Below are 22503 nucleotides of genomic sequence, written 5' to 3'. Positions count from 1 at the left end.
GGGTAGCGGTCAGGCGCCGGCGGCCAGCAGGTACTCGGCCAGCGCCAGGTCGAACGGTCGGGTGATCTTGAGGGCGTGCTCCGAGCCCGGCACGCAGAGCACCGGGACGCCCTGCTTCTCGACCAGGCCGGCATCGTCGGTCAGCGGGTCACCGGCGGCGGCGTGCGCGGCGGCCAGCACCGCCCGGCGGAAGCCCTGCGGGGTCTGCACCGCCCGCAACGCCGACCGGTCGACCGTGCCGAGCACCCACTCGCCGGCGTCGACCTCCTTGATCGTGTCGACCACCGGCAGGACGGGGATCACCGCGTCATGGCCGGAGCGGACGGCGGCGGCCACCGACTCCACCAGGTCGGGCGGGGTCAACGCCCGGGCCGCGTCGTGCACCAGGACGATCTCCGGACCGGCCGGGACGGCGGCCAGGGCGGCGGCCACCGAGGCCTGCCGCTCCGCGCCGCCGGGCACCACGGTCACCGGGGCGACCGGCGCCAGCAGGGCGCGGACCGCGTCGACGTCGGCGGCCGGGGCGGCCACCACGACGGTGTGCACCGACGGGGCGGCGGCGATCCGGCGGACCGCGTGCACCAGCAGGGGCTCCCCGCCGAGCAGGCGCAGGGCCTTGGGAGCGCCCGGTCCGAGACGTACCCCGGCACCGGCGGCAGGAACAAGGACCGCGACGTCACCGCGCGGATTGAGCTGCGCGGTCACGTCGCGGTCCTCGGATTTCTTTGCTGCGGGGTGGGTACGACGATGCCGGGTGGATCAGGCCTCGGTCAGCACCTTGTCTAGCAGCGACTCCGCCTCGTCCTTGGTGCTCTTCTCGGCCAGCGCGACCTCGCCGACGAGAATGTCGCGGGCCTTGGCGAGCATGCGCTTCTCACCCGCGGACAGACCCCGCTCCCGCTCCCGGCGCCACAGGTCCCGGACGACCTCGGCGACCTTCAGCGGGTTGCCGGAGGCCAGCTTCTCCAGATTCGCCTTGTAACGCCGCGACCAGTTGGTCGGCTCCTCGGTGTGCGGTGCACGGAGCACGTCGAAGACCTTGCCGAGGCCCTCTTCGCCGACCACCTCGCGCACGCCCACGATCTCGGCGTTCTCGGCGGGCACCCGGACCGTCAGGTCACCCTGCGCGACCCTCAGGACGAGGTACTCCCTGGGCTCGCCCTTGATGACCCGAGTCTCGATTGCCTCGATGAGTGCGGCCCCGTGGTGGGGGTAAACAACGGTCTCGCCGACACTGAAAACCATAGGTTCGAAACCCCTTTCGCTGTGTCTAGGGTAACACGCTCAGGCACCGATGTCCCACCGCTGTCCTGACCGTTGGCGCAGCTCAGGGGCCCTGTGAGAGGTATTTCTTCGGCTTGACAGGCGGTCAAACCAATGGTTCGCACACGCTCCGTTACGAAGGCATGACAGCCCGGTACGGATGAGCGGAGCGTGGATTTCTCGGGCGATGCGCTCCTCCCATGGTATCCCGCCGTCGCCCGTCCCGTCCGGGTGTAGCGGTACGCGGGCCGGTGCGGGACGCTTGAGGTCCGCTCACCGAGACGGTTTCAGGGGGTCCGATGGGCATGCGTGACGCCGAGGGACACGGCCCGCCCGACGGGCTGCCCGACCTGCCACCCGAGTGGGGCCGGGTGGTCGTGCCGGACGACGCCTCCGCGCTGGCCGCCGAGGCCGCGCAGCTCCGCCGCGAGCTGCGCCGACAGGCGGCCGTCCGGCGTCGACGCCGGTTGCTCGGCCTGCGGCCCGGCCCCGACGGCCGGCTGCCGCTGCGGCTGTCGCTGCTGGTCCTGCTGGTGGCGGTGCTCACCACCGTGGCCGGCCTGGCCGCGGTCACCTGGCCCCGCTCACCGCGCGGCGGTGCCCGTCCGACCGTCCTCCCCCAGGCCACCGCCGGCGACCTGGTCGGTCGGCCACTGCCCGCGCTGGACCTCGTCGGCCCCGACCAACGCCCGGTGCCGCTGCGCGGGCTGCTGCCCGCCGTGATCCTCCTCGTCGACGGCTGCGCCTGCGCGGAACGGGTCACCGAGGCGGCCGTCGCCGCACCGGCCGGCGTGACCGTCGTCACCGTCGTCGGGAAGCACGCAGCCGGGCCCACCCCGACGGCCCCCGGGCCGCCCGTTCTCGCGCTGGCCGACCCGGCCGGGGGCCTGCGCGCCTTCCTGCGCCTGCCCGTGCCCACCGGCAGGGCCACCGCGCTGCTGGTGGACCGCTACGGCACCCTCACCGAGGTGGTCCCGCAGGTCGGCACCGTCGAGGACTACCGGGTCGAGCTGGACCGGCTCGCCGGCTGAGCCGGCGACGCGCCGCACCGGGCGACGTGACCGGCCGCGCGCCCGACGGCCCGGTGGACCACCCTCAGGACGCCACCATCAACTCGGCGTCCACCTCGACCGGCGCCATGTCCACCGTCGACAGCATGATCCGGGCGGGCACGCCCGCCCCGATCAGCTCCGCCGACCGGACCCGACCGTCGCAGGCGGTCGACGGCTGCCGCTCCCCCGACAACGCACCGGAGACCGCCACGACCAGCTGTCCCGGACCCGTGCACCGCCACCGCAACCGCAACCGGTAGCGGACACCCTCGGCCGGCTGGACCTCCGCGTTCAGTCCGGCCTCCGGGCCGATCCCCTCGCGCGCCACCGACCAGATCGCCCCGGGCAACGGGAAGTCGGCGGGCCGGTCCACGGTCGGGCCGACCTCGACCGAGCCGACCGCCCCCTCGGGTGCGAGGGTCACCCGCAGGCTGCTCCGGTAGGCCGCCGATTCCGACCCGGCCGGCGAGGTCGGCTCCACCCCCACCATCAGCCCGGCGGGGTCCGTCCCGGCGACCGGACCGGTCTGCGGGGCGGCGGCCCGCCACCACAGTCCCCCCGCGACCAGCGCCGCCACGGTCAACCCGGCCAGCACCCCGGCCCGCAGCCGGTCCTCCCCGTCGGCGTCCACGCGCCGAGCGTATCGGGCCGGCGCATCCGACACCGCCCGCCGCGTCGACCGATCCGCCCCACGTGAGCCGGCCCTTCCCCCGGCGCAGCCGTCAGTCGGTCCGTTCCAGCAGGGCCGCGTACAGGGTCAGCCCCGGGCCGAAGGCCAGCATCACGATCCGCCGCGGTGGAACGGCGGCCCGGCGCAGCCGGTCCACGATCAGCAGCACCGTCGGCGACGAACAGTTGCCGTGCTCGGCCAGCACCGCCCGGGACGCGGCCAGCCCCTCCGGCGGCAGCTCCAGCTCCCGCTCCACCACGTTCAGGATCCGCGGACCGCCCGGGTGCACCGCCCACCCGTCCACCTCGGACCGGGAACTGCCGTGCCGGGCCAGCAGGTCGTCGACCAGCCCCCGCACGTGCGCGGAGAGCACCTGCGGCACCTTCGGCGACAGGCCCATCCGGAAGCCGGTGTCGGTCACCTCCCAGGTCATGTGGTCCGCGGTCGAGGTGTCGGTGACCGCGGTGAGCTCGCGGACCGCGTACCCGCCGGACCGGTCACCGGGCACGAGCACCACGGCCACCGCCGCGTCGGAGAAGAGCGCGTGCGAGACGATCTGCTGGGTGTCCACCCGGGCCGACGAGGGCTGGATGTGCAGGCTGGTCAGCTCCGCACAGAGCAGCAGCGCCGGACGGCCCCGGGCGGTCACGAAGTCGCTCGCCGCCCCCAGCCCCGGCAGGGCCGCGTAGCAGCCCATGTGCCCGACGAACATCCGCTGCGTCTGCGGCGACATGCCCAGGTCCCGGGCCAGCAGGATGTCCAGCCCCGGGGTTGCGTACCCGGTGCACGAGCAGACCACGAAGAGGCCCACGTCCCCGGCGTCCAGGCCGGCGGCGGTCAGCGCCCGGCCCACCGCCTCCTTGCCCAGCGGCAGCGCCTCCACCTGGTAGCGCCGCATCCGGCGCTCGGTCGGCCAGTCCGACACGTCCTCCAGCAGCGGGTTCACCGCCGCCTGTCGCCGGGACACCCCGGAGTTGGCGAAGATCCGCTGGGCCAGGGCACGCGTGGTGCCCGAGTAGTGCTTCGAGAAGAAGCCGTCCCAGAGCTCGTCCTGCCTGGCGCCCGGCGGCTGCGCCGTACCGAACCCCGCGATCACCGGCACCGCCATGTCCCCAACCTCCCGATCGGCACTGCACCCACGGCCGCCCACCCGGGCCGACCGCCCCGGCCCGTCCCGGTACCGGACGGACCCGTACTCACCAACGCGGTACCGACCCGTCGCGGTCCGGGTCGCCGCCGAGAGCGGCGATGCCCGACCGGTCGGCGCGGACGTCCGGGGTGGACGGACGCGGCGTACCGGGGCGTCAACCGGCGGGCCGCCTCCAGCGCGTGCACCGTCATCCTGCCCCCTCCTCGGCGTCTCTCTACCCTGCCCGGCGACTGCTACCCCTGCCGGCGACCACGACCCTGGTAGAGCACGGCGGTGGACCAGGTCGGCACGATCCGGGGATCGGCGCCGGTGACCGGGCCCGCGCCGCCCCGGGCCCGTCGCGCCAGCCAGGCCAGCGTCCCGCGCACCTGCGGCCGTACGCCCCGGAGCCGCAGGTCGATGCCGTGCCGGGCGCACTCGGCGACCAGCTCACCGGCGTCCACGAAGAGCCGTGGATCGTGGATGCCCCGGGGCACCGTCGGCAACCGCTCACCGATGTGGACCGCCACCACCCGGCTGAGCAGCGTGTCGTTGAGGGTGTCCAGCACCAGCAGGCCGCCCGGGCGCAGCAGCCGGGCCGCCTCGGCGACCACCCGCCGCCAGTCCGGCACGTGCTCCAACAGCTCACCGGCGGCCACCACGTCGGCGCAGCCGTCGGCCAGCGGGACCGCCGTGGCATTGCCGTTGACCACCCGTACGCCGTGCGCCGCGGCCTGGGCCAGCGCCGAGCGGGTCAGGTCCACCCCGACGTGCCGGTAGCCCTTGCCGGTCAGGTGCGGGGCGAGCAGGCCGGCGCCGCAGCCCAGGTCGACCAGGAGCGCGTCGGGGCGGCCCGCCGGCGGGACCAGGTCGGCGCGGGCCCGCGCGAGCCAGTGCAGCATGGCGAACGCGCCGTCCGGCCGCCACCACTCGTCGGCGAGGTCGTCGTACTGGCGGGGGTCGTTGGGGGGCAGCACCCGGGGCGGGGTGGACACCGGGGCCGCGTCTCGCATGGACCGAGCGTGGCACGACTCCTCGGTAACGACCAGACTTCCCTTATGTCGTCTTCGGTGTTAGGGCTGGTCAGGGCGAGCCATCCGGAACCGACGGTCGCGGTCACCGCGGTCGCCGGGCTGCTCGCGTGGGGGGTCGGGCACCGGCCGGCCGGCGTCGTCGCCGTCGTGCTCACCGTGCTGGCCAGCCAGCTCGCGGTGGGCTGGAGCAACGACGCGCTCGACGCGGACCGGGACGCCGCGGTGGGGCGTACCGACAAGCCGGTCGCCGCCGGTGCGGTCCGGCGGCGGACCGTGGCCCTGGGCGCGGTCGCGGCCGGCCTGGCCACCCCGGTGCTGGCGCTGGCGACGAACCCGGTGGCGGCGCTCTGGGCCACCGTGGGGCTGGTCGCCGCGTTGCTCTACGACTGGCCGCTGAAGTCGACCCCGCTGTCGGTGCTGCCCTACGCGGTCTCGTTCGGCGCGCTGCCGGCCTTCGTGGTGCTCGCGCTGCCCGGCGCGCCGGCGCCGCCCGGCTGGCTGGTCGCGGCGGCGGCGCTCCTGGGTGCCGGCGCGCACTTCGCGAACGTGCTGCCCGACCTGGCCGACGACGCCCGGACGGGAGTGCACGGACTGCCGCACCGGATCGGGGCGGCGGGCAGCCGGCTGGCCGCCGCCGGGCTGCTGCTGGCGGCGACCGCCACCCTGGTCCTGGGGCCGGCCGGGCCGCCGTCGTGGGCCGGCCTGTCGGCCGTCGCGGCGGCCGTCGTGGTCCCGCTCGTCGGTTGGTACGCCGGCCGCGCGGCGGCCCGCACCGGAGAACGGCAGGTGGCGGCGTTCCGGGCGGTGATGCTGGTGGCCCTGATCGACGTGGCCCTGCTGCTGGCGGCCGGTCGGGTGGTCTGACCGGCACCCGGGCAGGTGGCATTGCCGGGTCGCCGTGCGGGGGTCGATCAGCGGCAACTACCCTGGAGCGCGGTCTGCGCGGGTATGGCCACCGCGCCCGGCGTGGCTCCGGGTGGGGATCGTGACGAGGAGGACCGACGTGACGCGCTCGATCTGGGGTTCCGGGCGGGCGGCCCTGCTGCTGGCCGGTACGGCGGCGGCGGCGAGCCTGCTGCTGTCCGGGTGCGGGGCCGGCCAGGTGGCCGAGACCTCCAACAAGATCCCCTCGGTGCAGGGCATCAACGTCCAGACCTCCGACAACCTGTACAAGGTGCGCGGCCTCTACATCCAGTACCCCGGCGTCGAGGGCTACCAGGCGGGCGCGAACGCCCCGCTGAACGTGGTGCTCTACAACGACAGCCGCGAGCCGGTGACGGTGACCGTCACCACGGACGGCGCACGGCAGGTCGCGCTCACCGGCTCCGCACCGAGCGGCGCGCAGGCCAGCCCGAGCGAGTCGCCGACCGAGCCGATGTCGGGGTCGCCCAGCCCGAGTGACCCGAGCGCCTCGCCGAGCCAGTCGGTCGGCCCGGTGGAGTCCGCGTCGGCCAGCCCGTCGGCCTCCGCCTCCGCGAGCGCCTCCGCCTCCTCGAGTGCCTCCGCCTCCGCGAGCCCGTCGGCCTCCGCGAACGCCCCGGCCGGCGAGCCGGCCCGGATCGAGATCCCGGCCCTCGGGTACGCCCAGTTCATCCCCGCCAGCGGCGGTCGCCAGCTGGAGCTGGTCGGGCTGAACGAGGCCCTGCTCTCCGGCCAGGAGATCAACCTGACCTTCGACTTCGGCAACGGCAGGACCGTCTCCACCGGCGCCCCGGTCGGCGTCCCGCTGACCCCGGGCCCCAAGGCCTCCCCGATCATCACCCGTGAGGGTGGGGCCGAGGGTGGCGGCGAGGGCGGCGGGGGCCACAGCGGCTGAGCACCGCGCGAATCGTTCGACGGCACCGCCGGCCTGGTGAGAACCGCGCCGGCGGTGTCGCCGTTTCGGAGTGGGAACCTGTCGTACCGGCCGGATAGCGTCCTGGGGTGACCACCTCCCGATCCACGCCCGCCCGCGCCGGTTCCGGCCGGGGCCGGGCCACCGCCCGCGAACCGCGGCCGGCCTACGAGTGCGACGCCTGCGGCCACCAGCCGCCGAAGTGGGTCGGACGCTGCCCGGAGTGCGGCGAGTGGGGCTCCGTCGTCGAGTGCACCGTCACCGGTCCGCTGGTCTCCGGCAAGGTGGTCAGCTCCCGGCTCCCCGCCGAGCCGGCCAGACCGATCGCCACCATCAGCGCCGCACCGGCCCGGGCCCGACCCACCGGGGTCAGCGAGCTCGACCGGGTGCTCGGCGGCGGCCTGGTGCCGGGCGCGGTGGTGCTGCTCGCCGGCGAGCCCGGGGTCGGCAAGTCGACGCTCCTGCTCGACGTGGCCCAACAGTGGGCTGCGGGCGCCGGCAGCCCGTCACTGGTGGTCAGCGGCGAGGAGTCGGTCAGCCAGGTGCGGCTGCGGGCCGAGCGGATGGGCGCCCTGCACGACCAGCTCTACCTCGCCGCCGAGAGTGACCTGAGCGCCGTCCTCGGCCACCTCGACGCGGTCAAGCCGGGGCTGCTGGTGCTCGACTCGGTGCAGACCATCTCCACCACCGGGACCGAGGGGGTGCCGGGCGGGGTGACCCAGGTCCGCGCGGTCACCGCCGCCCTGGTCTCGGTGGCCAAGGAGCGCGGCATCGCCACCGTCCTGGTCGGTCACGTCACCAAGGACGGCCAGGTCGCCGGCCCCCGGGTGCTGGAGCACCTGGTCGACGTGGTGCTGCACTTCGAGGGCGACAAGCACTCGTCGCTGCGGATGGTCCGGGGGGTCAAGAACCGGTTCGGCGCCGCCGACGAGGTCGGCTGCTTCGAGATGCACGAGGGTGGCATCAGCAGCCTGGCCGACCCGTCCGGCCTCTTCCTCACCCGCTACTCGGAGCCGGTGCCGGGCACCTGCGTCACGGTGGCGATGGAGGGCCGCCGGGCGCTGGTGACCGAGGTCCAGGCGCTGATCGGGGCGACCGTGGCCGGTTCGCCCCGGCGCACGGTGTCCGGGCTCGACGGGGCCCGGCTGGCGATGGTGCTGGCCGTGCTCCAACGGCGCACCGAGCGGCTGACCCTGCACGACCGGGAGGTCTTCGCCGCCACCGTGGGTGGCATCCGGGTGGTCGAGCCGGCCGCCGACCTGGCCGTCGCCCTGGCGGTCGCGTCGGGCGGGCTCAACCTGGCCATCGCCCCACAGCTGGTGGCGATCGGCGAGGTCGGGCTCACCGGGGAGGTGCGCCGGGTGGGCGCGGTGCCCCGGCGGCTGGCGGAGGCCGCCCGGCTCGGTTTCCGGCTGGCGCTGGTGCCGACCGGCTGCGCCCCGGACACCACCGGGGTCGCCCCGGCCAACATGCGGGTGATCGAGGTCACGGACGTCCGGTCGGCGCTCCAGGCTGCCGCCCGCGCATCGGCGGAGTGACCGACTGTGACGATTTGGCCGGATCGGCCGGGCGATAACGGACAGCGGAGCCCCCGGTCCGGGCCGGCGGGAGAGGACATCGTGACACATCACAGTAACCACGACAGCACCCACCGCAGGGCAGTCCGTAGACTGTGGCGGTGCCGATCGACCGCGATGCCACCAAGCCTGCCGGCGCGACGCCGCACGCCCGCACCGCTGCCGTGGGTTCGCCCGCCCGTCCGATCAGCGTCAGCGTGACCGGCGGCGTCGGCGGCGCCAGCGGCGATCCGCTGCGCGCCAACCTGGCGCTGATGGCGCCGGGCACCGCGCTCCGCGACGGTCTCGAGCGGATCCTGCGCGGGCGCACCGGGGCGCTGATCGTCCTCGGCTACGACAAGGTGGTCGAGCAGATCTGCACCGGCGGCTTCCCGCTCGACGTGGAGTTCTCCGCCACCCGGGTCCGTGAGCTGTGCAAGATGGACGGCGCCGTCGTCCTCTCCAGCGACGGCACCCGCATCGTGCGGGCGGCGGTGCACCTGATGCCCGACCCGTCCATCCCCACCGAGGAGTCCGGCACCCGGCACCGCACCGCGGAGCGGGTGGCCCGGCAGGCCGGCTACCCGGTGATCTCGGTCAGCCAGTCGATGCGGATCATCAGCCTCTACGTCAACGGGCAGCGTCACGTGCTCGACGACTCCGCGGCGATCCTCTCCCGGGCCAACCAGGCGCTGGCCACCCTGGAGCGTTACAAGCTCCGCCTCGACGAGGTCTCCGGCACCCTCTCCGCGCTGGAGATCGAGGACCTGGTCACCGTGCGGGACGCGGTGGCCGTGGTGCAGCGGCTGGAGATGGTCCGCCGGATCGCCGACGAGATCGCCGGTTACGTGGTGGAGCTGGGCACCGACGGCCGCCTGCTCGCCCTGCAACTCGACGAGCTGATGGCCGGCGTGGACGCCGACCGCACCCTGGTCATCCGGGACTACCTCCCCGCCGGCCGCAAGCCCCGCACGCTGGACGAGGCGCTCGTCGAGCTGGACCTGCTCGGCGCCACCGAGCTGATCGACCTGGTCGCCGTCGCCAAGGCGATCGGTTACCCGTCGGCCTCCGACGCGCTGGACGCGGCGGTCAGCCCCCGCGGCTTCCGGCTGCTGGCCAAGGTGCCCCGGCTGCCCGCGGCGGTGGTCGACCGGCTGGTCGTGCACTTCGGCAGCCTCCAGCGGCTGCTCGGGGCGACCGTCGAGGACCTCCAGGCCGTCGAGGGCGTCGGCGACGCCCGGGCCCGGGGGGTCCGCGAGGGGCTGTCCCGGCTGGCCGAGGCGTCGATCCTGGAGCGGTACGTCTGATTTCCGGGCCGCCGGTGCCGCGCCGCGTCGGCGGGGCGGGCACCGGCCGGTCAGCTGGCCGTGACCGTCAGCTTCGCCGGGTCGCTGAGCTTCGTCCCGACCCGGGCGAAGACCTGGTACGTCCCGGCCGGCGCGGACGGGCCAGCCGCCACGCCGTTCGCGCAGCGCGTGGTGTCCCGTCCGTTCCAGCCGATCGTGTAGGACCGCTCGAAGTTCGGGATGAACGACTGCACGTCCGAACCCTTGCCGGTGCCGCAGGTGTCGGAGGACCAGACCTTCTCCGCACCGGACTTGACGAAGAGTTCCTGGAGGTCGGCCCCGACGTCACGGCTGCACGTACGCTGGGAAACGTTCTTGATCTTGAGGGTGAGGTCCGACCGGCCGCCCTGCGCCAGCTCCGTCGGCACCGCCACCGCGGTCACCAGGATCTCGGCGTCCGTGCAGGTCCCGTCGTCGACGACCGGGGCGGCGCCGGAGCCCGGGCCGACCTGCCCGCCGTTCGTCCCCGACCCGTTCGTCCCGGAGCCGTTCGTCCCCGAGCCGGAGGTGCCGGTGCCCGTGCCGCTGCCGTCGCCGGTCCCGCCGGTGTTGCCGTTGCTCCCGGTGTTGCCACCGCCCGGGCCCGCGGGGTTCCCCGAGGTGCCGGAGCCGGAGTCACCCGAGCCGCCGGAGTTGCCCGAGCCGCCCGGCGCGCCGCTCTGCGGCGTAAGCACCGAACCACTCGGATCGGGAAACGGTGAAACCGTGCCGGCGGGCCCCGCCGTCGGTGTCGACCGGCCCTCCGGCGTCCCGCCACGGTCGGAACCCTGGCAGGAGTTGAGCAGGACAATCAGGAACAGAATCCCCGCTCCGAATACGACGGCTCGACGCCGCCAGTAAACGGCGGGTGGCAGGGGGCCGACCGTCATCCGCATGATGCCCCCACCGTAGCGGCGTACCGACCACACACCGGGCGCGACGCGCCGGACAGTGACCGGGTCACCGGCGCGACTCTCCACTCACGACAACCGAACCCCACCGACCGCAACCCTGAGTCAGCGCCACTCGGCTCACAGGTAGACCTTGCGTTGGTAGACCGCGTGCGCGCCCGCCACCCGGTCCAGGAAGAGCAACCCCGCGCAGTGGTCGATCTCGTGCTGCAACGCCCGCGCCTCGAAGCCGTCCGTCACCAGCCGTACCGGCCGGCCACTGCCCGGCAGGGCCCCCTCGACCACCAGCCGGCCGGCCCGCTTCACGTCACCGGTCAGGTCCGGCACCGACATGCAGCCCTCCCGGCCGGCCTTCCACCGGCTCGCCTCCACCACCCGGGCGTTGCAGAGCACGAAGACCCCGTGCACCGTCAGCGCCTTCGGATGGCCGGTGACGTCGACCGCGAAGACCTGCGCGGAGACCCCCACCTGCGGCGCGGCCAGGCCGACACAGCCCGGCGACACCCGCATCGTGGCGACCAGGTCGGCGGCGAGGCGCACCACCTCGTCCGAGGTGGGGTCGACCTCCGGCCCGGGTCGGCTCAGCACCCCGTCCGGGGCGGTCACCACCGGCCGCACCTCGCCGGGAACGGCCAGCTCCGCCGGGGTCCAACCGCCGAGGCCCACGTAGTCCGGGTCGCTCACAGCAGATCCGAGTCCGCCGGGCGCAGCGACACCCCGACGCCCAGTTCCGCGGCGGCCCGGGTCAGCCGGCCGGCCAGCTCGTCCGCGCTGCCCGGCGGCACCTCCACCTCGGCGACCACCACGTACAGCGAACCGGTCAGCCGGGTGCTCAGGTCGCTGACGTTGCCGCCCCCGTCGGCCAGCACCCGGGTCATCGCCGCGACGATCCCCATCCGGTCCGCGCCGTGCACCGACATGACGTACGGCTCGCCGCTCGGCGCCGCCGCGCCGTCCGGCGTGACCGCGCGTACGGTCGCCAGGAGCTGGCCGTCGGCGGCGAGCGGCGCCAGCGCGGCCTCGACGTCGGCGGCGGCCGGTCCGACGCAGATCAGCGTCATGGCGAAGTGTCCCCGCAGCCGGGTCATCGTCGAGTCGGTGAGGTTCGCCCCGAGTCGGGCGAGCACCTCCGCGACGTCGGCCACGATGCCCGGCCGGTCCCGGCCGATGACGGTGATCGCGAGCTCGTTCATCCGGACATTCTGCCCCGCGCCCCGGGCGGAGCCACGCCGGCCCGCCCGGCCCGCCCATCCTGCGGGAAAGCCACCCGTGACATCATCGTCGGCGCGATGTCTGAGCCCACTTTCGCCACCCAGGTCACCCGGTGGTACGAGCAGAACGCCCGCGACCTGCCCTGGCGGGAGCCCGGCGTCGGCGCCTGGGCGATCCTGGTCAGCGAGGTCATGCTCCAGCAGACCCCCGTCGTCCGGGTGCTGCCCGCCTGGCACGCCTGGCTGACCCGCTGGCCCACTCCCGCCGCGCTGGCCGCCGACACCCCCGCCGAGGCGATCCGGATGTGGGGCCGGCTCGGCTACCCCCGCCGGGCGGTACGCCTGCGCGACTGCGCGGTGGCGATCGTCGAACGACACGGCGGCGAGGTGCCGGACCGCCTCGACCAGCTGCTTGCCCTGCCCGGCGTCGGCACGTACACCGCGCGGGCGGTGGCGGCGTTCGCGTACGGGCAGCGGCACCCGGTGGTAGACACGAACGTCCGCCGGGTGGTCTGCCGCGCCATCGCCGGGGAACCGGACGCCGGCCCGACCACCCGCCCCGCCGACCTGGTCGCCTGCGAGGAGCTGCTCCCCGCCGAACCGGCCGCCGCCGCGCTGGCCAGCGCCGCCTTCATGGAACTCGGGGCGATCGTCTGCACCGCCCGCTCCCCCCGCTGCCCGCAGTGCCCGGTCGAGTCGACCTGCGCGTGGCGGGCCTCCGGCCAGGAGGCGCCCGCCGGCCCGACCCGCCGCCCCCAGCGGTACGCCGGCACCGACCGTCAGGTACGCGGCCTGCTGCTCGCGGTGCTCCGGGAGGCCACCGGCCCGGTGCCGCACCAGCGCCTCGACCAGGTGTGGTCGGACGACGTGCAACGGGCCAGGGCACTGGCCGGGCTGGTCACCGACGGCCTCGTGGAACCGGTTGGTGAGGACGCCTTCCGCCTCCTCGGCGACGGACCACCGGCCCCGGTCCCCACCTACTGAAAAGGCGACGGCCCCGGTGGCTCTCGCCTACCGGGGCCGTCGCCCTGTCACTTCCGTCCGGCGTTACGCCGCCGTGTCGTCCGCACCCGTGGCGGCGGTGCCGCCCAGGTCGGCCGGGACGGCGTCCGGCACGTCGACCGGCTTCTCGGCGCCCCGGAACACGAGCTTGGACTTGTCGATGTCCTCCGGGTCGCCCTCGCAGTCCACCACCACGATCTGACCCGGGGTCAGCTCGTTGAAGAGGATCCGCTCCGAGAGGTTGTCCTCGATGTCGCGCTGGATCGTGCGACGCAGCGGACGGGCACCCAGCACCGGGTCGAAGCCCTTCTTCGCCAGGTACTTCTTGGCGTTGTCGGTCAGCTCCAGGCCCATGTCCTTGTTGCGCAGCTGGCCCTCGATCCGCTGGATCATGATGTCCACGATCGAGAGGATCTCGTTCTGCCGCAGCTGGTGGAAGACGATGGTGTCGTCGATCCGGTTCAGGAACTCGGGCCGGAAGTGCTGCTTCAGCTCGTCGTTGACCTTCTGCTTCATCCGGTCGTAGTTGGACTCGGAGTCCTCCGACGCCTGGAAGCCCAGCGACACGGCCTTGGCCACGTCACGGGTGCCGAGGTTGGTGGTCAGGATGATGACCGTGTTCTTGAAGTCCACGATCCGGCCCTGACCGTCGGTGAGCCGCCCGTCCTCCAGGATCTGGAGGAGCGTGTTGAACACGTCCGGGTGGGCCTTCTCGATCTCGTCGAAGAGGACCACCGAGAACGGCCGACGCCGCACCTTCTCGGTCAGCTGCCCGCCCTCGTCGTAGCCGACGTAGCCGGGAGGGGCACCGACGAGCCGGGACACCGTGTACCGGTCGTGGAACTCGGACATGTCCAGTTGGATGAGGGCGTCCTCGCTGCCGAAGAGGAACTCGGCGAGCGCCTTGGAGAGCTCGGTCTTACCGACACCGGACGGGCCGGCGAAGATGAACGAGCCGGACGGGCGCTTCGGGTCCTTCAGGCCGGCCCGGGTACGCCGGATCGCCTTCGAGACCGCCTTGACCGCGTCCTCCTGGCCGATGACGCGCTTGTGCAGCTCGTCCTCCATGCGCAGCAGGCGCGAGGTCTCCTCCTCGGTCAGCTTGTAGACCGGGATGCCGGTCCAGTTGCCGAGCACCTCGGCGATCTGCTCGTCGTCGACCTCGCTGACGACGTCCAGGTCACCGGCCTTCCACTCCTTCTCGCGCTGGGCCTTCTGGCCGAGCAGCTGCTTCTCCTTGTCGCGGAGCTGGGCAGCACGCTCGAAGTCCTGCGCGTCGATCGCGGACTCCTTGTCCTTGCGCACCTGGGCGATGCGCTCGTCGAAGTCACGCAGGTCTGGCGGCGCGGTCATCCGGCGGATGCGCATCCGGGCGCCGGCCTCGTCGATCAGGTCGATCGCCTTGTCCGGCAGGAACCGGTCGGAGATGTACCGGTCGGCCAGGGTTGCGGCAGCAACCAGGGCGGCGTCGGTGATGCTGACGCGGTGGTGCGCCTCGTAGCGGTCGCGCAGGCCCTTGAGGATCTCGATGGTGTGGGCCAGCGACGGCTCACCCACCTGGATCGGCTGGAAGCGGCGCTCGAGGGCGGCGTCCTTCTCCAGGTGCTTGCGGTACTCGTCGAGGGTGGTGGCGCCGATGGTCTGGAGCTCACCCCGGGCCAGCATCGGCTTGAGGATGCTGGCGGCGTCGATCGCGCCCTCGGCGGCACCCGCACCCACCAGGGTGTGGATCTCGTCGATGAACAGGATGATGTCGCCGCGGGTGCGGATCTCCTTGAGGACCTTCTTCAGGCGCTCCTCGAAGTCACCGCGGTAGCGGGAACCGGCGACCAGCGCACCGAGGTCGAGCGTGTAGAGCTGCTTGTCCTTGAGGGTCTCGGGCACCTCGCCCTTGATGATCTTCTGGGACAGCCCCTCCACCACGGCGGTCTTACCGACGCCGGGCTCACCGATCAGGACCGGGTTGTTCTTGGTACGGCGGGAGAGCACCTGCATGACCCGCTCGATTTCCTTCTCGCGCCCGATCACCGGGTCGAGCTTGCCCTCGCGGGCGGCCTGGGTCAGGTTGCGGCCGAACTGGTCCAGCACGAGGCTGGTCGACGGCGCGGCCTCACCCGGGGCGGCGCCGGCGGCGGCCGGCTCCTTGCCCTGGTAGCCGGAGAGCAGCTGGATCACCTGCTGGCGGACCCGGTTGAGGTCGGCGCCGAGCTTGACCAGCACCTGGGCGGCGACGCCCTCACCCTCACGGATCAGGCCGAGCAGGATGTGCTCGGTGCCGATGTAGTTGTGGCCGAGCTGAAGCGCCTCGCGCAGCGACAGCTCCAGCACCTTCTTGGCCCGCGGCGTGAACGGGATGTGCCCGCTCGGCGCCTGCTGGCCCTGGCCGATGATCTCCTCGACCTGCTGGCGGACGCCCTCGAGGGAGATGCCGAGGCTCTCCAGGGCCTTTGCCGCGACGCCTTCACCCTCGTGGATGAGGCCCAGCAGGATGTGCTCCGTACCGATGTAGTTGTGGTTGAGCATCCGGGCCTCTTCTTGGGCCAGGACGACAACCCGTCGCGCTCGGTCGGTGAACCGCTCGAACATGCCCTCGTGCTCCTCACGTGCCGTGCGCCTTGATGGTCAAGATCTTGGCGGGGCCGGTGCGCGGACGTCCGGGACGGGCGTCCGTGCCTCATTACTCTATCGCCGCTGACCGACTCCGCTGAGGTCGTGTGTCCCCGCCAAAAGCCGTGTACGCGTCGTTTTGACCAACCATCCGCGCTCAGGAGGTGTTCCTGGACCCCGCCTGTACGCGCAGAGCGAAATTCGAACCACCGGTGAAGGGGCCGCCGGGCCGCGTACGGCCGGAACCGGTGCCCGCCGTAGGTCATCCACAGGGTGTGGACGGGCTCTCCACTGCCTGTGGACAACGCCTGACCCGACCGGGTTCTTCCCGCCCGCGCCGGGAACGACAGACGCGACAGGTAGCGCGAAACGGGACAGACCGGATGGGGCGACGCCGGCCCGGAGAGAGGTGCTCCGGCCCGGCGTCGATGTCGCCCCGTGCGGGGATCCGCTCAGTGACCCGCCTTCGAGTGGTACTCGTCGACGATCTCCTGCGGGATGCGCCCCCGGTCGGAGATGTCCCGGCCGGACTTCTTGGCCCACTCCCGGATCGCCTTGTTCTGCTCACGGTCGGCGGTGGCGCCGCCGCGGCCCCGGGCCGCGCGACCGCCGACCACCACGCCGCCCCGCCCGACCTTGGTGCCGTGCGCGATGTACTGCGCGAATACGTCACGCAATTTCTCGGCGTTCTTGGCCGACAGGTCGATCTCGTACTGAACGCCGTCGAGGGCGAACTTGACGGTCTCGTCCGCGTCCCCGCCGTCCAGGTCATCGACCAGCTTGTGAATGATCTGCTTGGCCACGTCCCACATTCCTTTCGAGCAGGGAGTCCTGCAATAGGAGCACGATAGCGTGCCCGATGCTTGCTCCGTCAATAGGATGCGGTAACGAGCCGGGGACGACTGACGCGGCGGCTACTCCGGGCGGACCATGGGGAAGAGGATCGTTTCCCGAATTCCGAGGCCGGTCAGCGCCATCAGCAAGCGGTCGATTCCCATTCCCATACCGCCGGCCGGCGGCATTCCGTACTCCATGGCGCGGAGAAAGTCCTCGTCCAGCGGCATGGCCTCGTCGTCGCCGCGGGCGGCCAGCTGCGCCTGCTTCACCAGCCGATCCCGCTGCACCACCGGGTCGACCAGCTCGGAGTACGCGGTGCCCAGCTCGAAGCCGCGGACGTACAGGTCCCACTTCTCGGTCAGCCCCGGCTCGCTGCGGTGCGCCCGGGTCAACGGGCTGGTCTCCTCGGGGTAGTCCCGCACGAAGGTGGGCGCCTGGAGGGACGGCACCACCAACTCCTCGAAGAGCTCCTCGGCCAGCTTGCCGGGCCCCCACTTCGGGTCGACGGAGAGCCCGACCTTGTCGGCGTACTCGACCAGCCGGGTGCGGTCGGTGCGGACCGTGACCTCCTCGCCGAGCGCCTCGGAAAGGACACCGAACAGCGTCACCGATCGCCACTCGCCACCCAGATCGAACTCGGTGCCGTCGGCGTGCGTGACCACCGTCGAGCCGCTGACCGCGATCGCCGCCTGCTGCACCAGATTGCGGGTCAGCTCGGCCATCGTGTCGTAGTCGCCGTACGCCTGGTACGCCTCCAGCATCGCGAACTCCGCGGAGTGCGTCGAGTCGATGCCCTCATTACGGAAGTTGCGGTTGATCTCGAAGACCCGCTCGACGCCGCCGACCACGGTGCGCTTCAGGAAAAGCTCCGGCGCGATTCGCAGATACAGATCGGTGTCGAGCGCATTGCTGTGGGTCACGAATGGGCGGGCCGCCGCGCCACCGTGCAGCAACTGCAACATCGGGGTCTCGACCTCGATGAATCCCGCGCCGTGCAACGAGTCCCGCAGACTGCGCACCGCGGCCGCCCGGGTCCGCACCATCTGCCGGGCCTGCGGGCGCACGATCAGGTCCACGTACCGCTGCCGGACCCGGGCCTCCTCGCCCAGCGGCTTGTGCGCCACCGGCAACGGGCGCAGCGCCTTGGCGGTGACCGCCCACTCCCGGGCCAGCACGGAGAGCTCGCCCCGGCGGCTGGTGATCACCTCGCCGGTGACCCCGACCAGGTCACCCAGGTCGACCAGCCGCTTCCAGTCGTCCAGCCGCTCGGCACCCACCCGGTCCAGCGAGAGCATGGCCTGCAACTCGGTGCCGTCGCCGTCGCGCAGGGTGGCGAAGCAGAGCTTGCCGGTGTTCCGCACGAAGATCACCCGCCCGGTGACCGACACCTCGTCGCCGGTCGCGGTGTCCGTCGGCAGCTCGGCGTAGCGCTCGCGGATCTCGGCCAGCGTGCTGGTCCGGGCGAAACCGACCGGGTACGGCTCGACGCCGTCGGCGAGCATCCGGTCCCGCTTCTCCCGGCGGACCTTCATCTGCTCGGGAAGGTCGTCGGCGGGGTCCACTGGCACGGCGTTCTGCTCGGTCACGGCACGCTTCCTCAGGCTGTGGCGAATTGGGCGGGTCAGCGTATGAGCGTACTCAAGTGGTCAGGTTGCCGTTACGGGATAACCTCCGGCCCATGACCGACCCCACTCAGGCCCTTTCCTTCGGGGTCGCCGCCGCCGAGTACGACAGGTTCCGGCCCCGCTATCCGCGCGCGGCGCTGCGCTGGGCGCTCGACGGCCGGCCCGCGCCGGCCCGGGTGGTGGACCTCGGGGCGGGCACCGGAATCCTGACCCGGGGCGTGCTCGAACTCGGACACCAGGTCGTACCCGTGGAACCGGACCCGGGGATGCGGGCGCAACTGGCGGCCGCCACGTTCGGTACGGCGGCGCTGGCCGGCAGCGCCGAGTCGGTGCCGCTGCCGGACGGGGCGGCGGACGCCGTGCTGGTCGGTCAGGCCTGCCACTGGTTCGACCGCGAGAAGGCCCACCCCGAGATCGCCCGCGTGCTGCGCCCCGGCGGCACCTTCGCCCCGGTCTGGAACCTCCGCGACGAGCGGATCTCCTGGGTCGCCGAGCTGACCCGCATCGCCCACCTCGGCGACAACGCCGCCAGCGTCGTCGACAGGTACACCGACTTCGGCCCCGACTTCGAGCCGCCGGAGGTGGGGGAATTCGAGCACAGGACCACCCTCACCCCCACCGAGGTGATCGCCATGCTCCACACCCGCTCCTACTGGCTCACCGCCACCCCGAGCGAGCAACAACGAATCGACCACGAGCTGGCGGACCTCTTCCGGACCCACCCCGACCTGGCCGACAAGCAGGGGGTGGATCTCCCCTACCGGACGATCGTCCTCAGAGCCACCCGACGAACCTGAGCCACCGAAGGTTTCCGGGCAGCCCGGAAACCCCCACACTCAGACGTTGCGTTCATAGACCATTCGCAGGCCAATGAGCGTGATCATCGGCTCGTGATGCGTGATCGTCCGACACTCGTTGATCACCAACGACGCCAACCCCCCGGTCGCGATCACCGCCTTGACCTCGCCCAACTCCTCGGTCATCCGCTCGACGATCCGGTCCACCTGCCCGGCGAACCCGAAGTAGAGCCCGGACTGGAGGCACTCCACGGTGTTCTTGCCGATCACCGACCGCGGCTTCGTCGCCTCCACCTTGCGCAGCTGGGCGGCCCGGGCGGCGAGCGCGTCGAAGGAGATCTCGATGCCCGGCGCGAACGCCCCGCCGAGGAACTCGCCCCGACCGCTGATCACATCGAAGTTGGTGGTGGTGCCGAAGTCGACCACGATCGACGGCCCGCCGTAGAGGGTGTACGCCGCCAGCGTGTTCACCACCCGGTCGGAGCCGACCTCCTTCGGGTTGTCGATGGCCAGCTGCACGCCGGTGCGTACCCCCGGCTCGACGATCACGCTGGGCAGGTCCGCGTAGTACCGGGACAGCATGGTGCGCAGCGAGCGCAGCGCGGCCGGCACGGTCGAGCAGGCGGCCACCCCGGTGATCTCCACGGCGTCACCGGCCAGCAGCCCACGGAACATCAGCCCCAGCTCGTCCGCGGTGGAACGGGCGTCGGTCTTGATCCGCCACGAGTGCACCAGCTTGTCACCGTCGAAGGTCGCCAGCACGGTGTTGGTGTTTCCGATGTCGATGCAGAGCAGCACAGCCGCAGCCTATTCGGAGCGCAGATCGAGGGCGATGTCCAGGATCGGCGAGGAGTGGGTCAACGCGCCGACCGAGATGAAGTCGACGCCGGTCGCGCCGTACTCGGCGGCCACCGGCAGGGTCAGCCCGCCGGTCGCCTCCAACTCCGCCCGGTCACCCACCGCCGCGACCACCTCGCGCAGCTGCGCCGGAGTCATGTTGTCCAGCAGCAGGAAGTCGGCGCCCGCCTCGACCGCCTCCACCGCCTCGGCCAGGGTGTCCACCTCCACCTGCACCGGCACGTCCGGGAACGCCTGGCGGACCCGCCGGTAGGCGGGCGCAACGCCGCCGGCCGCCAACTTGTGGTTGTCCTTGACCATCGCGACGTCGTGCAGGCCCATCCGCTTGTTGGTGCCCCCGCCGGCGCGGACCGCGTACTTCTCCAACATCCGCAGGCCCGGCGTGGTCTTCCGGGTGTCCAGCACCATCGCCTTCGTGCCGGCCAGGGCGTCCGCCCAGGACCGGGTGTGGGTGGCCACCCCGGACATCCGGCAGAGCAGGTTCAGCGCCGTCCGCTCCGCGGTGAGCAGCAGCCGGGTCGGGCCGGTCACCGTGGCCAGCACGTCGCCGCGCGCCACCCGCTGCCCGTCGTGGGCGACCAGAGACACCTCGACCGTACGCTCCGCGCCGGTCACCTCGCCGACCAGCTCGAACACGGCCGCCGCCACGGCCAGCCCGGCCACCACACCGTCGGCGCGGGCGACCAGGTCGGCGGTGTCGGTCTGCTCGGCGGGAATCGTCGCGACGCTGGTGACGTCGCGGAACTCCGGCCCGAGGTCCTCGGTCAGCGCGTCGACGATCACCCGCCGTACCCGTGCCGGGTCCAGCCCAGCCGCCGCCAGCGCCCGCTCCGTCGACTCGATCACTGTGTCTCCTCTGTTCGTGACTGCGGGGCTCGCAAAACCGGCTCACTCCTCGCACTCACCGTGTCTCCTCTGTTCGTGACTGCGGGGCTCGCAAAACCGGCTCACTCCTCGCACTCACCGTGTCTCCTCTGTTCGTGACTGCGGGGCTCGCAAAACCGGCTCACTCCTCGCACTCACCGTGTCTCCTCTGTTCGTGACTGCGGGGCTCGCAAAACCGGCTCACTCCTCGCACTCACCGGTGTCCCTCCCAGTGCTGCGTCATCCGACCCTGCGCCCCGACCCCCTCGACGAGGTGGCCCAGCCACCGCTCGTCGGCCGCCGGGAAGTCCTCCCGCCAGTGGCAACCCCGGGTCTCCCGGCGCGCGTACGCGGCCGCGACCAGCGCCGACGCCACGGTGATCAGGTTCGTCGCCTCCCAGTCGGCGGTCCGCGGGGTGCCCCGCGCCGCCCCCACCCCGGTCAGCGTGGCGGCTGTCGCGGCCAGCGTCTGCGCCGACCGGAGCACCCCCGCACCCCGGGTCATCGCCCGTTGCAGGGCCGCCGTGCCGGACGCCGGCACCACCCAGCCGGCACCGCCCACCCAGGCCCCGGTCTCCGCCGGCTTCGCCTGCTCGGGCAGCCCGGCCGCGATGTCGTCGGCGATCCGGCGGGAGAAGACCAGCCCCTCCAGCAGCGAGTTGCTGGCCAGCCGGTTCGCGCCGTGCACGCCGGTGCAGGCGACCTCGCCGCAGGCGTACAGGCCGGGAATGGAGGTGCGGCCGTGCAGGTCGGTGCGGACCCCGCCGGAGGCGTAGTGCGCGGCCGGGGCGACCGGGATCAGGTCGGTGGCCGGATCGACCCCGATGGCCAGGCAGGACGCCACGATGGTGGGGAACCGCCCGGCCAGGAAGTCGCCGCCCAGGTGCCGGGCGTCCAGGAAGACATGGTCCGCGCCGCTGGCCAGCAGCACCCGGTGGATGCCCTTGGCCACCACGTCCCGGGGGGCCAGCTCGGCCAGCTCGTGCTGGCCCACCATGAACCGCTTGCCGTCGCCGTCGACCAGGTGGGCGCCCTCGCCACGCAGCGCCTCGGAGACCAGCGGCTGCTGGGCCAGGCCCGCGCCCGGCACCCGGGCCGCCTCGGGCACGATCAGCGCCGTCGGGTGGAACTGGACGAACTCCACGTCGGTCACCACCGCGCCGGCCCGCATCGCCAGCGCCACCCCGTCGCCGGTGGAGACCGCCGGGTTGGTGGTGGCCGCGAAGACCTGCCCCATCCCGCCGGTGGCGAGCACCACCGCCCGGGCCAGCAGCGCTCCGACGCCGTCCTCGCTGCCCTCGCCGAGCACGTGCAGGGTGATCCCACAGGCCGGGCCGAGCCCGTCCGGGCCGTCGCCGGGCGCCCGCAGCAGGTCCAGCACCAGGGCGTGCTCGACCAGCCGGATCCACGGGTCGCGGCGGACCGCCGCGTGCAACGCCCGCTGCACCTCCGCCCCGGTGGCGTCGCCGCCGGCGTGCACGATCCGGTCGGCCCGATGGCCGCCCTCGCGGGTCAGCATCAGCGAGCCGTCCGGGTTGCGGTCGAACTCCGCACCGATCCGCATCAGCTCGCGCAGCCGGCTCGGGCCCTCCTCCACCAGCGCCCGCACCGCCGCCGGGTCGCAGAGCCCGACCCCGGCCACCTCGGTGTCGTACGCGTGCGCGGTCGGGCTGTCCCCCGGGTCGAGCACGGCCGCGATGCCACCCTGCGCCCAGCGGGTCGACCCGTCATCGATGTTGACCTTGGTGACCACGGTGACGTGCAGCCCCGCCTCGCGCAGGTGCAGCGCGGCGGTGAGCCCGGCGACGCCGGACCCGACCACGATCACGTCGGTGGTCTCCACCCAGCCCGGCGCGGGCGCGGCCAGCAGCCTCGGCAGTTCGGGCAGCTCGACGGTCGACAGGTCCATGCCCACAGTCAACCCGAAC

General features: G+C 73.0%; 21 protein-coding genes. 7 read left to right on the top strand and 14 right to left on the bottom strand.

What is annotated here, in order from left to right:
- Positions 1 to 9 precede the first annotated feature (9 nt).
- Both ispD and GA0070564_RS20630 read right to left on the bottom strand, forming a co-directional pair.
- Entirely contained in the window at positions 10 to 705 is a 696-nt protein-coding gene (gene ispD / locus GA0070564_RS20635) for a 2-C-methyl-D-erythritol 4-phosphate cytidylyltransferase (RefSeq protein WP_091610858.1), read from the bottom strand.
- Between the two features lie 54 nt (positions 706 to 759).
- Positions 760 to 1245: a CarD family transcriptional regulator gene (locus GA0070564_RS20630; RefSeq protein ID WP_091610855.1), complete on the bottom strand. Its 486-nt coding sequence runs from the start codon at positions 1243 to 1245 to the stop codon at positions 760 to 762.
- A gap of 317 nt (positions 1246 to 1562) precedes the next feature.
- Here GA0070564_RS20630 and GA0070564_RS20625 point away from each other — a divergent pair, with 317 nt between their 5' ends.
- A complete protein-coding gene (locus tag GA0070564_RS20625) occupies positions 1563 to 2294 on the top strand; it encodes a hypothetical protein (protein ID WP_091610851.1) in 732 nt (243 codons plus the stop codon).
- Positions 2295 to 2358: 64 nt separating this feature from the next.
- Here the strand turns inward: GA0070564_RS20625 and GA0070564_RS20620 are convergent, their stop codons facing one another.
- From GA0070564_RS20620 to GA0070564_RS20610, 3 genes are all read right to left on the bottom strand, one after another.
- The gene (locus GA0070564_RS20620; RefSeq protein WP_091610847.1) at positions 2359 to 2946 is read right to left on the bottom strand and encodes a hypothetical protein; all 588 of its coding nucleotides are present in this window, start codon (positions 2944 to 2946) and stop codon (positions 2359 to 2361) included.
- Positions 2947 to 3037: 91 nt separating this feature from the next.
- The gene (locus GA0070564_RS20615) at positions 3038 to 4093 is read right to left on the bottom strand and encodes a type III polyketide synthase (RefSeq protein ID WP_091610844.1); all 1056 of its coding nucleotides are present in this window, start codon (positions 4091 to 4093) and stop codon (positions 3038 to 3040) included.
- A 275-nt stretch (positions 4094 to 4368) separates the two neighbouring features.
- Complete coding sequence (locus GA0070564_RS20610) at positions 4369 to 5127, bottom strand: methyltransferase domain-containing protein (protein WP_091610841.1); 759 nt, start codon at positions 5125 to 5127, stop codon at positions 4369 to 4371.
- Positions 5128 to 5172: 45 nt separating this feature from the next.
- On the opposite strand from GA0070564_RS20610, the gene GA0070564_RS20605 reads away from it, so the two are divergent.
- From GA0070564_RS20605 to disA, 4 genes are all read left to right on the top strand, one after another.
- Complete coding sequence (locus GA0070564_RS20605) at positions 5173 to 6012, top strand: UbiA family prenyltransferase (protein ID WP_091610837.1); 840 nt, start codon at positions 5173 to 5175, stop codon at positions 6010 to 6012.
- 139 nt (positions 6013 to 6151) lie between these two features.
- Positions 6152 to 6964, top strand: coding sequence for a hypothetical protein (locus GA0070564_RS20600; protein WP_091610834.1), 813 nt, complete (start codon positions 6152 to 6154; stop codon positions 6962 to 6964).
- A 107-nt stretch (positions 6965 to 7071) separates the two neighbouring features.
- A complete protein-coding gene (gene radA, locus GA0070564_RS20595) occupies positions 7072 to 8520 on the top strand; it encodes a DNA repair protein RadA (protein WP_091610831.1) in 1449 nt (482 codons plus the stop codon).
- A 140-nt stretch (positions 8521 to 8660) separates the two neighbouring features.
- Positions 8661 to 9845 (top strand): DNA integrity scanning diadenylate cyclase DisA, encoded by a 1185-nt coding sequence (gene disA / locus GA0070564_RS20590; RefSeq protein ID WP_091611631.1) that lies wholly within the window; start codon positions 8661 to 8663, stop codon positions 9843 to 9845.
- A 50-nt stretch (positions 9846 to 9895) separates the two neighbouring features.
- Here the strand turns inward: disA and GA0070564_RS20585 are convergent, their stop codons facing one another.
- The 3 genes from GA0070564_RS20585 to GA0070564_RS20575 all read right to left on the bottom strand — a co-directional run bounded on the left by GA0070564_RS20585 (position 9896) and on the right by GA0070564_RS20575 (position 11967).
- Positions 9896 to 10759, bottom strand: coding sequence for a hypothetical protein (locus tag GA0070564_RS20585; protein ID WP_091611627.1), 864 nt, complete (start codon positions 10757 to 10759; stop codon positions 9896 to 9898).
- Positions 10760 to 10894: 135 nt separating this feature from the next.
- On the bottom strand, positions 10895 to 11458 hold the full coding sequence (locus GA0070564_RS20580; protein ID WP_091610827.1) for a peptide deformylase: 564 nt from the start codon (positions 11456 to 11458) through the stop codon (positions 10895 to 10897).
- A complete protein-coding gene (locus tag GA0070564_RS20575; RefSeq protein WP_091610823.1) occupies positions 11455 to 11967 on the bottom strand; it encodes a glycine cleavage system transcriptional repressor in 513 nt (170 codons plus the stop codon). The genes GA0070564_RS20580 and GA0070564_RS20575 overlap by 4 nt, the downstream gene beginning before the upstream one ends.
- Positions 11968 to 12063: 96 nt before the next feature.
- Here GA0070564_RS20575 and GA0070564_RS20570 point away from each other — a divergent pair, with 96 nt between their 5' ends.
- The gene (locus GA0070564_RS20570; RefSeq protein ID WP_091610817.1) at positions 12064 to 12969 is read left to right on the top strand and encodes an HhH-GPD family protein; all 906 of its coding nucleotides are present in this window, start codon (positions 12064 to 12066) and stop codon (positions 12967 to 12969) included.
- Positions 12970 to 13032: 63 nt separating this feature from the next.
- Here GA0070564_RS20570 and GA0070564_RS20565 read toward each other — a convergent pair whose 3' ends face one another.
- The 3 genes from GA0070564_RS20565 to lysS form a co-directional block, all read right to left on the bottom strand.
- Positions 13033 to 15573 (bottom strand): ATP-dependent Clp protease ATP-binding subunit, encoded by a 2541-nt coding sequence (locus GA0070564_RS20565; RefSeq protein WP_091610814.1) that lies wholly within the window; start codon positions 15571 to 15573, stop codon positions 13033 to 13035.
- Between the two features lie 473 nt (positions 15574 to 16046).
- Positions 16047 to 16397: a histone-like nucleoid-structuring protein Lsr2 gene (locus GA0070564_RS20560; RefSeq protein ID WP_091611623.1), complete on the bottom strand. Its 351-nt coding sequence runs from the start codon at positions 16395 to 16397 to the stop codon at positions 16047 to 16049.
- 111 nt (positions 16398 to 16508) lie between these two features.
- Entirely contained in the window at positions 16509 to 18017 is a 1509-nt protein-coding gene (gene lysS, locus GA0070564_RS20555; RefSeq protein WP_091610811.1) for a lysine--tRNA ligase, read from the bottom strand.
- 92 nt (positions 18018 to 18109) lie between these two features.
- Here lysS and GA0070564_RS20550 point away from each other — a divergent pair, with 92 nt between their 5' ends.
- Positions 18110 to 18853, top strand: coding sequence for a class I SAM-dependent methyltransferase (locus GA0070564_RS20550; RefSeq protein ID WP_091610806.1), 744 nt, complete (start codon positions 18110 to 18112; stop codon positions 18851 to 18853).
- Positions 18854 to 18892: 39 nt separating this feature from the next.
- Here the strand turns inward: GA0070564_RS20550 and GA0070564_RS20545 are convergent, their stop codons facing one another.
- From GA0070564_RS20545 to GA0070564_RS20535, 3 genes are all read right to left on the bottom strand, one after another.
- Positions 18893 to 19651, bottom strand: a complete 759-nt coding sequence (locus GA0070564_RS20545) for a type III pantothenate kinase (RefSeq protein ID WP_091610802.1) — start codon at positions 19649 to 19651, stop codon at positions 18893 to 18895.
- A gap of 9 nt (positions 19652 to 19660) precedes the next feature.
- On the bottom strand, positions 19661 to 20557 hold the full coding sequence (nadC, locus tag GA0070564_RS20540; protein WP_091610799.1) for a carboxylating nicotinate-nucleotide diphosphorylase: 897 nt from the start codon (positions 20555 to 20557) through the stop codon (positions 19661 to 19663).
- A gap of 232 nt (positions 20558 to 20789) precedes the next feature.
- Positions 20790 to 22484, bottom strand: coding sequence for an L-aspartate oxidase (locus tag GA0070564_RS20535; RefSeq protein WP_091610795.1), 1695 nt, complete (start codon positions 22482 to 22484; stop codon positions 20790 to 20792).
- Between the last annotated feature and the right edge of the window lie 19 nt (positions 22485 to 22503).

The sequence above is a fragment of the Micromonospora mirobrigensis genome (assembly GCF_900091555.1).
Lineage (GTDB): Bacteria > Actinomycetota > Actinomycetes > Mycobacteriales > Micromonosporaceae > Micromonospora > Micromonospora mirobrigensis.
The sequence above is the reverse complement of the archived record's forward strand: the minus strand, read 5'-3'. Positions and strand labels throughout refer to the sequence as shown.

Excerpts from the sequence above, each read along its gene's own strand:
- GA0070564_RS20630 (WP_091610855.1), bottom strand. The coding sequence starts at position 1,245 with ATGGTTTTCAGTGTCGGCGAGACCGTTGTTTACCCCCACCACGGGGCC.
- GA0070564_RS20625 (WP_091610851.1), top strand. The coding sequence starts at position 1,563 with ATGGGCATGCGTGACGCCGAGGGACACGGCCCGCCCGACGGGCTGCCC.
- GA0070564_RS20615 (WP_091610844.1), bottom strand. The coding sequence starts at position 4,093 with ATGGCGGTGCCGGTGATCGCGGGGTTCGGTACGGCGCAGCCGCCGGGC.
- GA0070564_RS20610 (WP_091610841.1), bottom strand. The coding sequence starts at position 5,127 with ATGCGAGACGCGGCCCCGGTGTCCACCCCGCCCCGGGTGCTGCCCCCC.
- GA0070564_RS20605 (WP_091610837.1), top strand. The coding sequence starts at position 5,173 with ATGTCGTCTTCGGTGTTAGGGCTGGTCAGGGCGAGCCATCCGGAACCG.
- GA0070564_RS20585 (WP_091611627.1), bottom strand. The coding sequence starts at position 10,759 with ATGCGGATGACGGTCGGCCCCCTGCCACCCGCCGTTTACTGGCGGCGT.
- GA0070564_RS20575 (WP_091610823.1), bottom strand. The coding sequence starts at position 11,967 with ATGAACGAGCTCGCGATCACCGTCATCGGCCGGGACCGGCCGGGCATC.
- GA0070564_RS20570 (WP_091610817.1), top strand. The coding sequence starts at position 12,064 with ATGTCTGAGCCCACTTTCGCCACCCAGGTCACCCGGTGGTACGAGCAG.
- GA0070564_RS20565 (WP_091610814.1), bottom strand. The coding sequence starts at position 15,573 with ATGTTCGAGCGGTTCACCGACCGAGCGCGACGGGTTGTCGTCCTGGCC.
- GA0070564_RS20550 (WP_091610806.1), top strand. The coding sequence starts at position 18,110 with ATGACCGACCCCACTCAGGCCCTTTCCTTCGGGGTCGCCGCCGCCGAG.
- GA0070564_RS20535 (WP_091610795.1), bottom strand. The coding sequence starts at position 22,484 with ATGGACCTGTCGACCGTCGAGCTGCCCGAACTGCCGAGGCTGCTGGCC.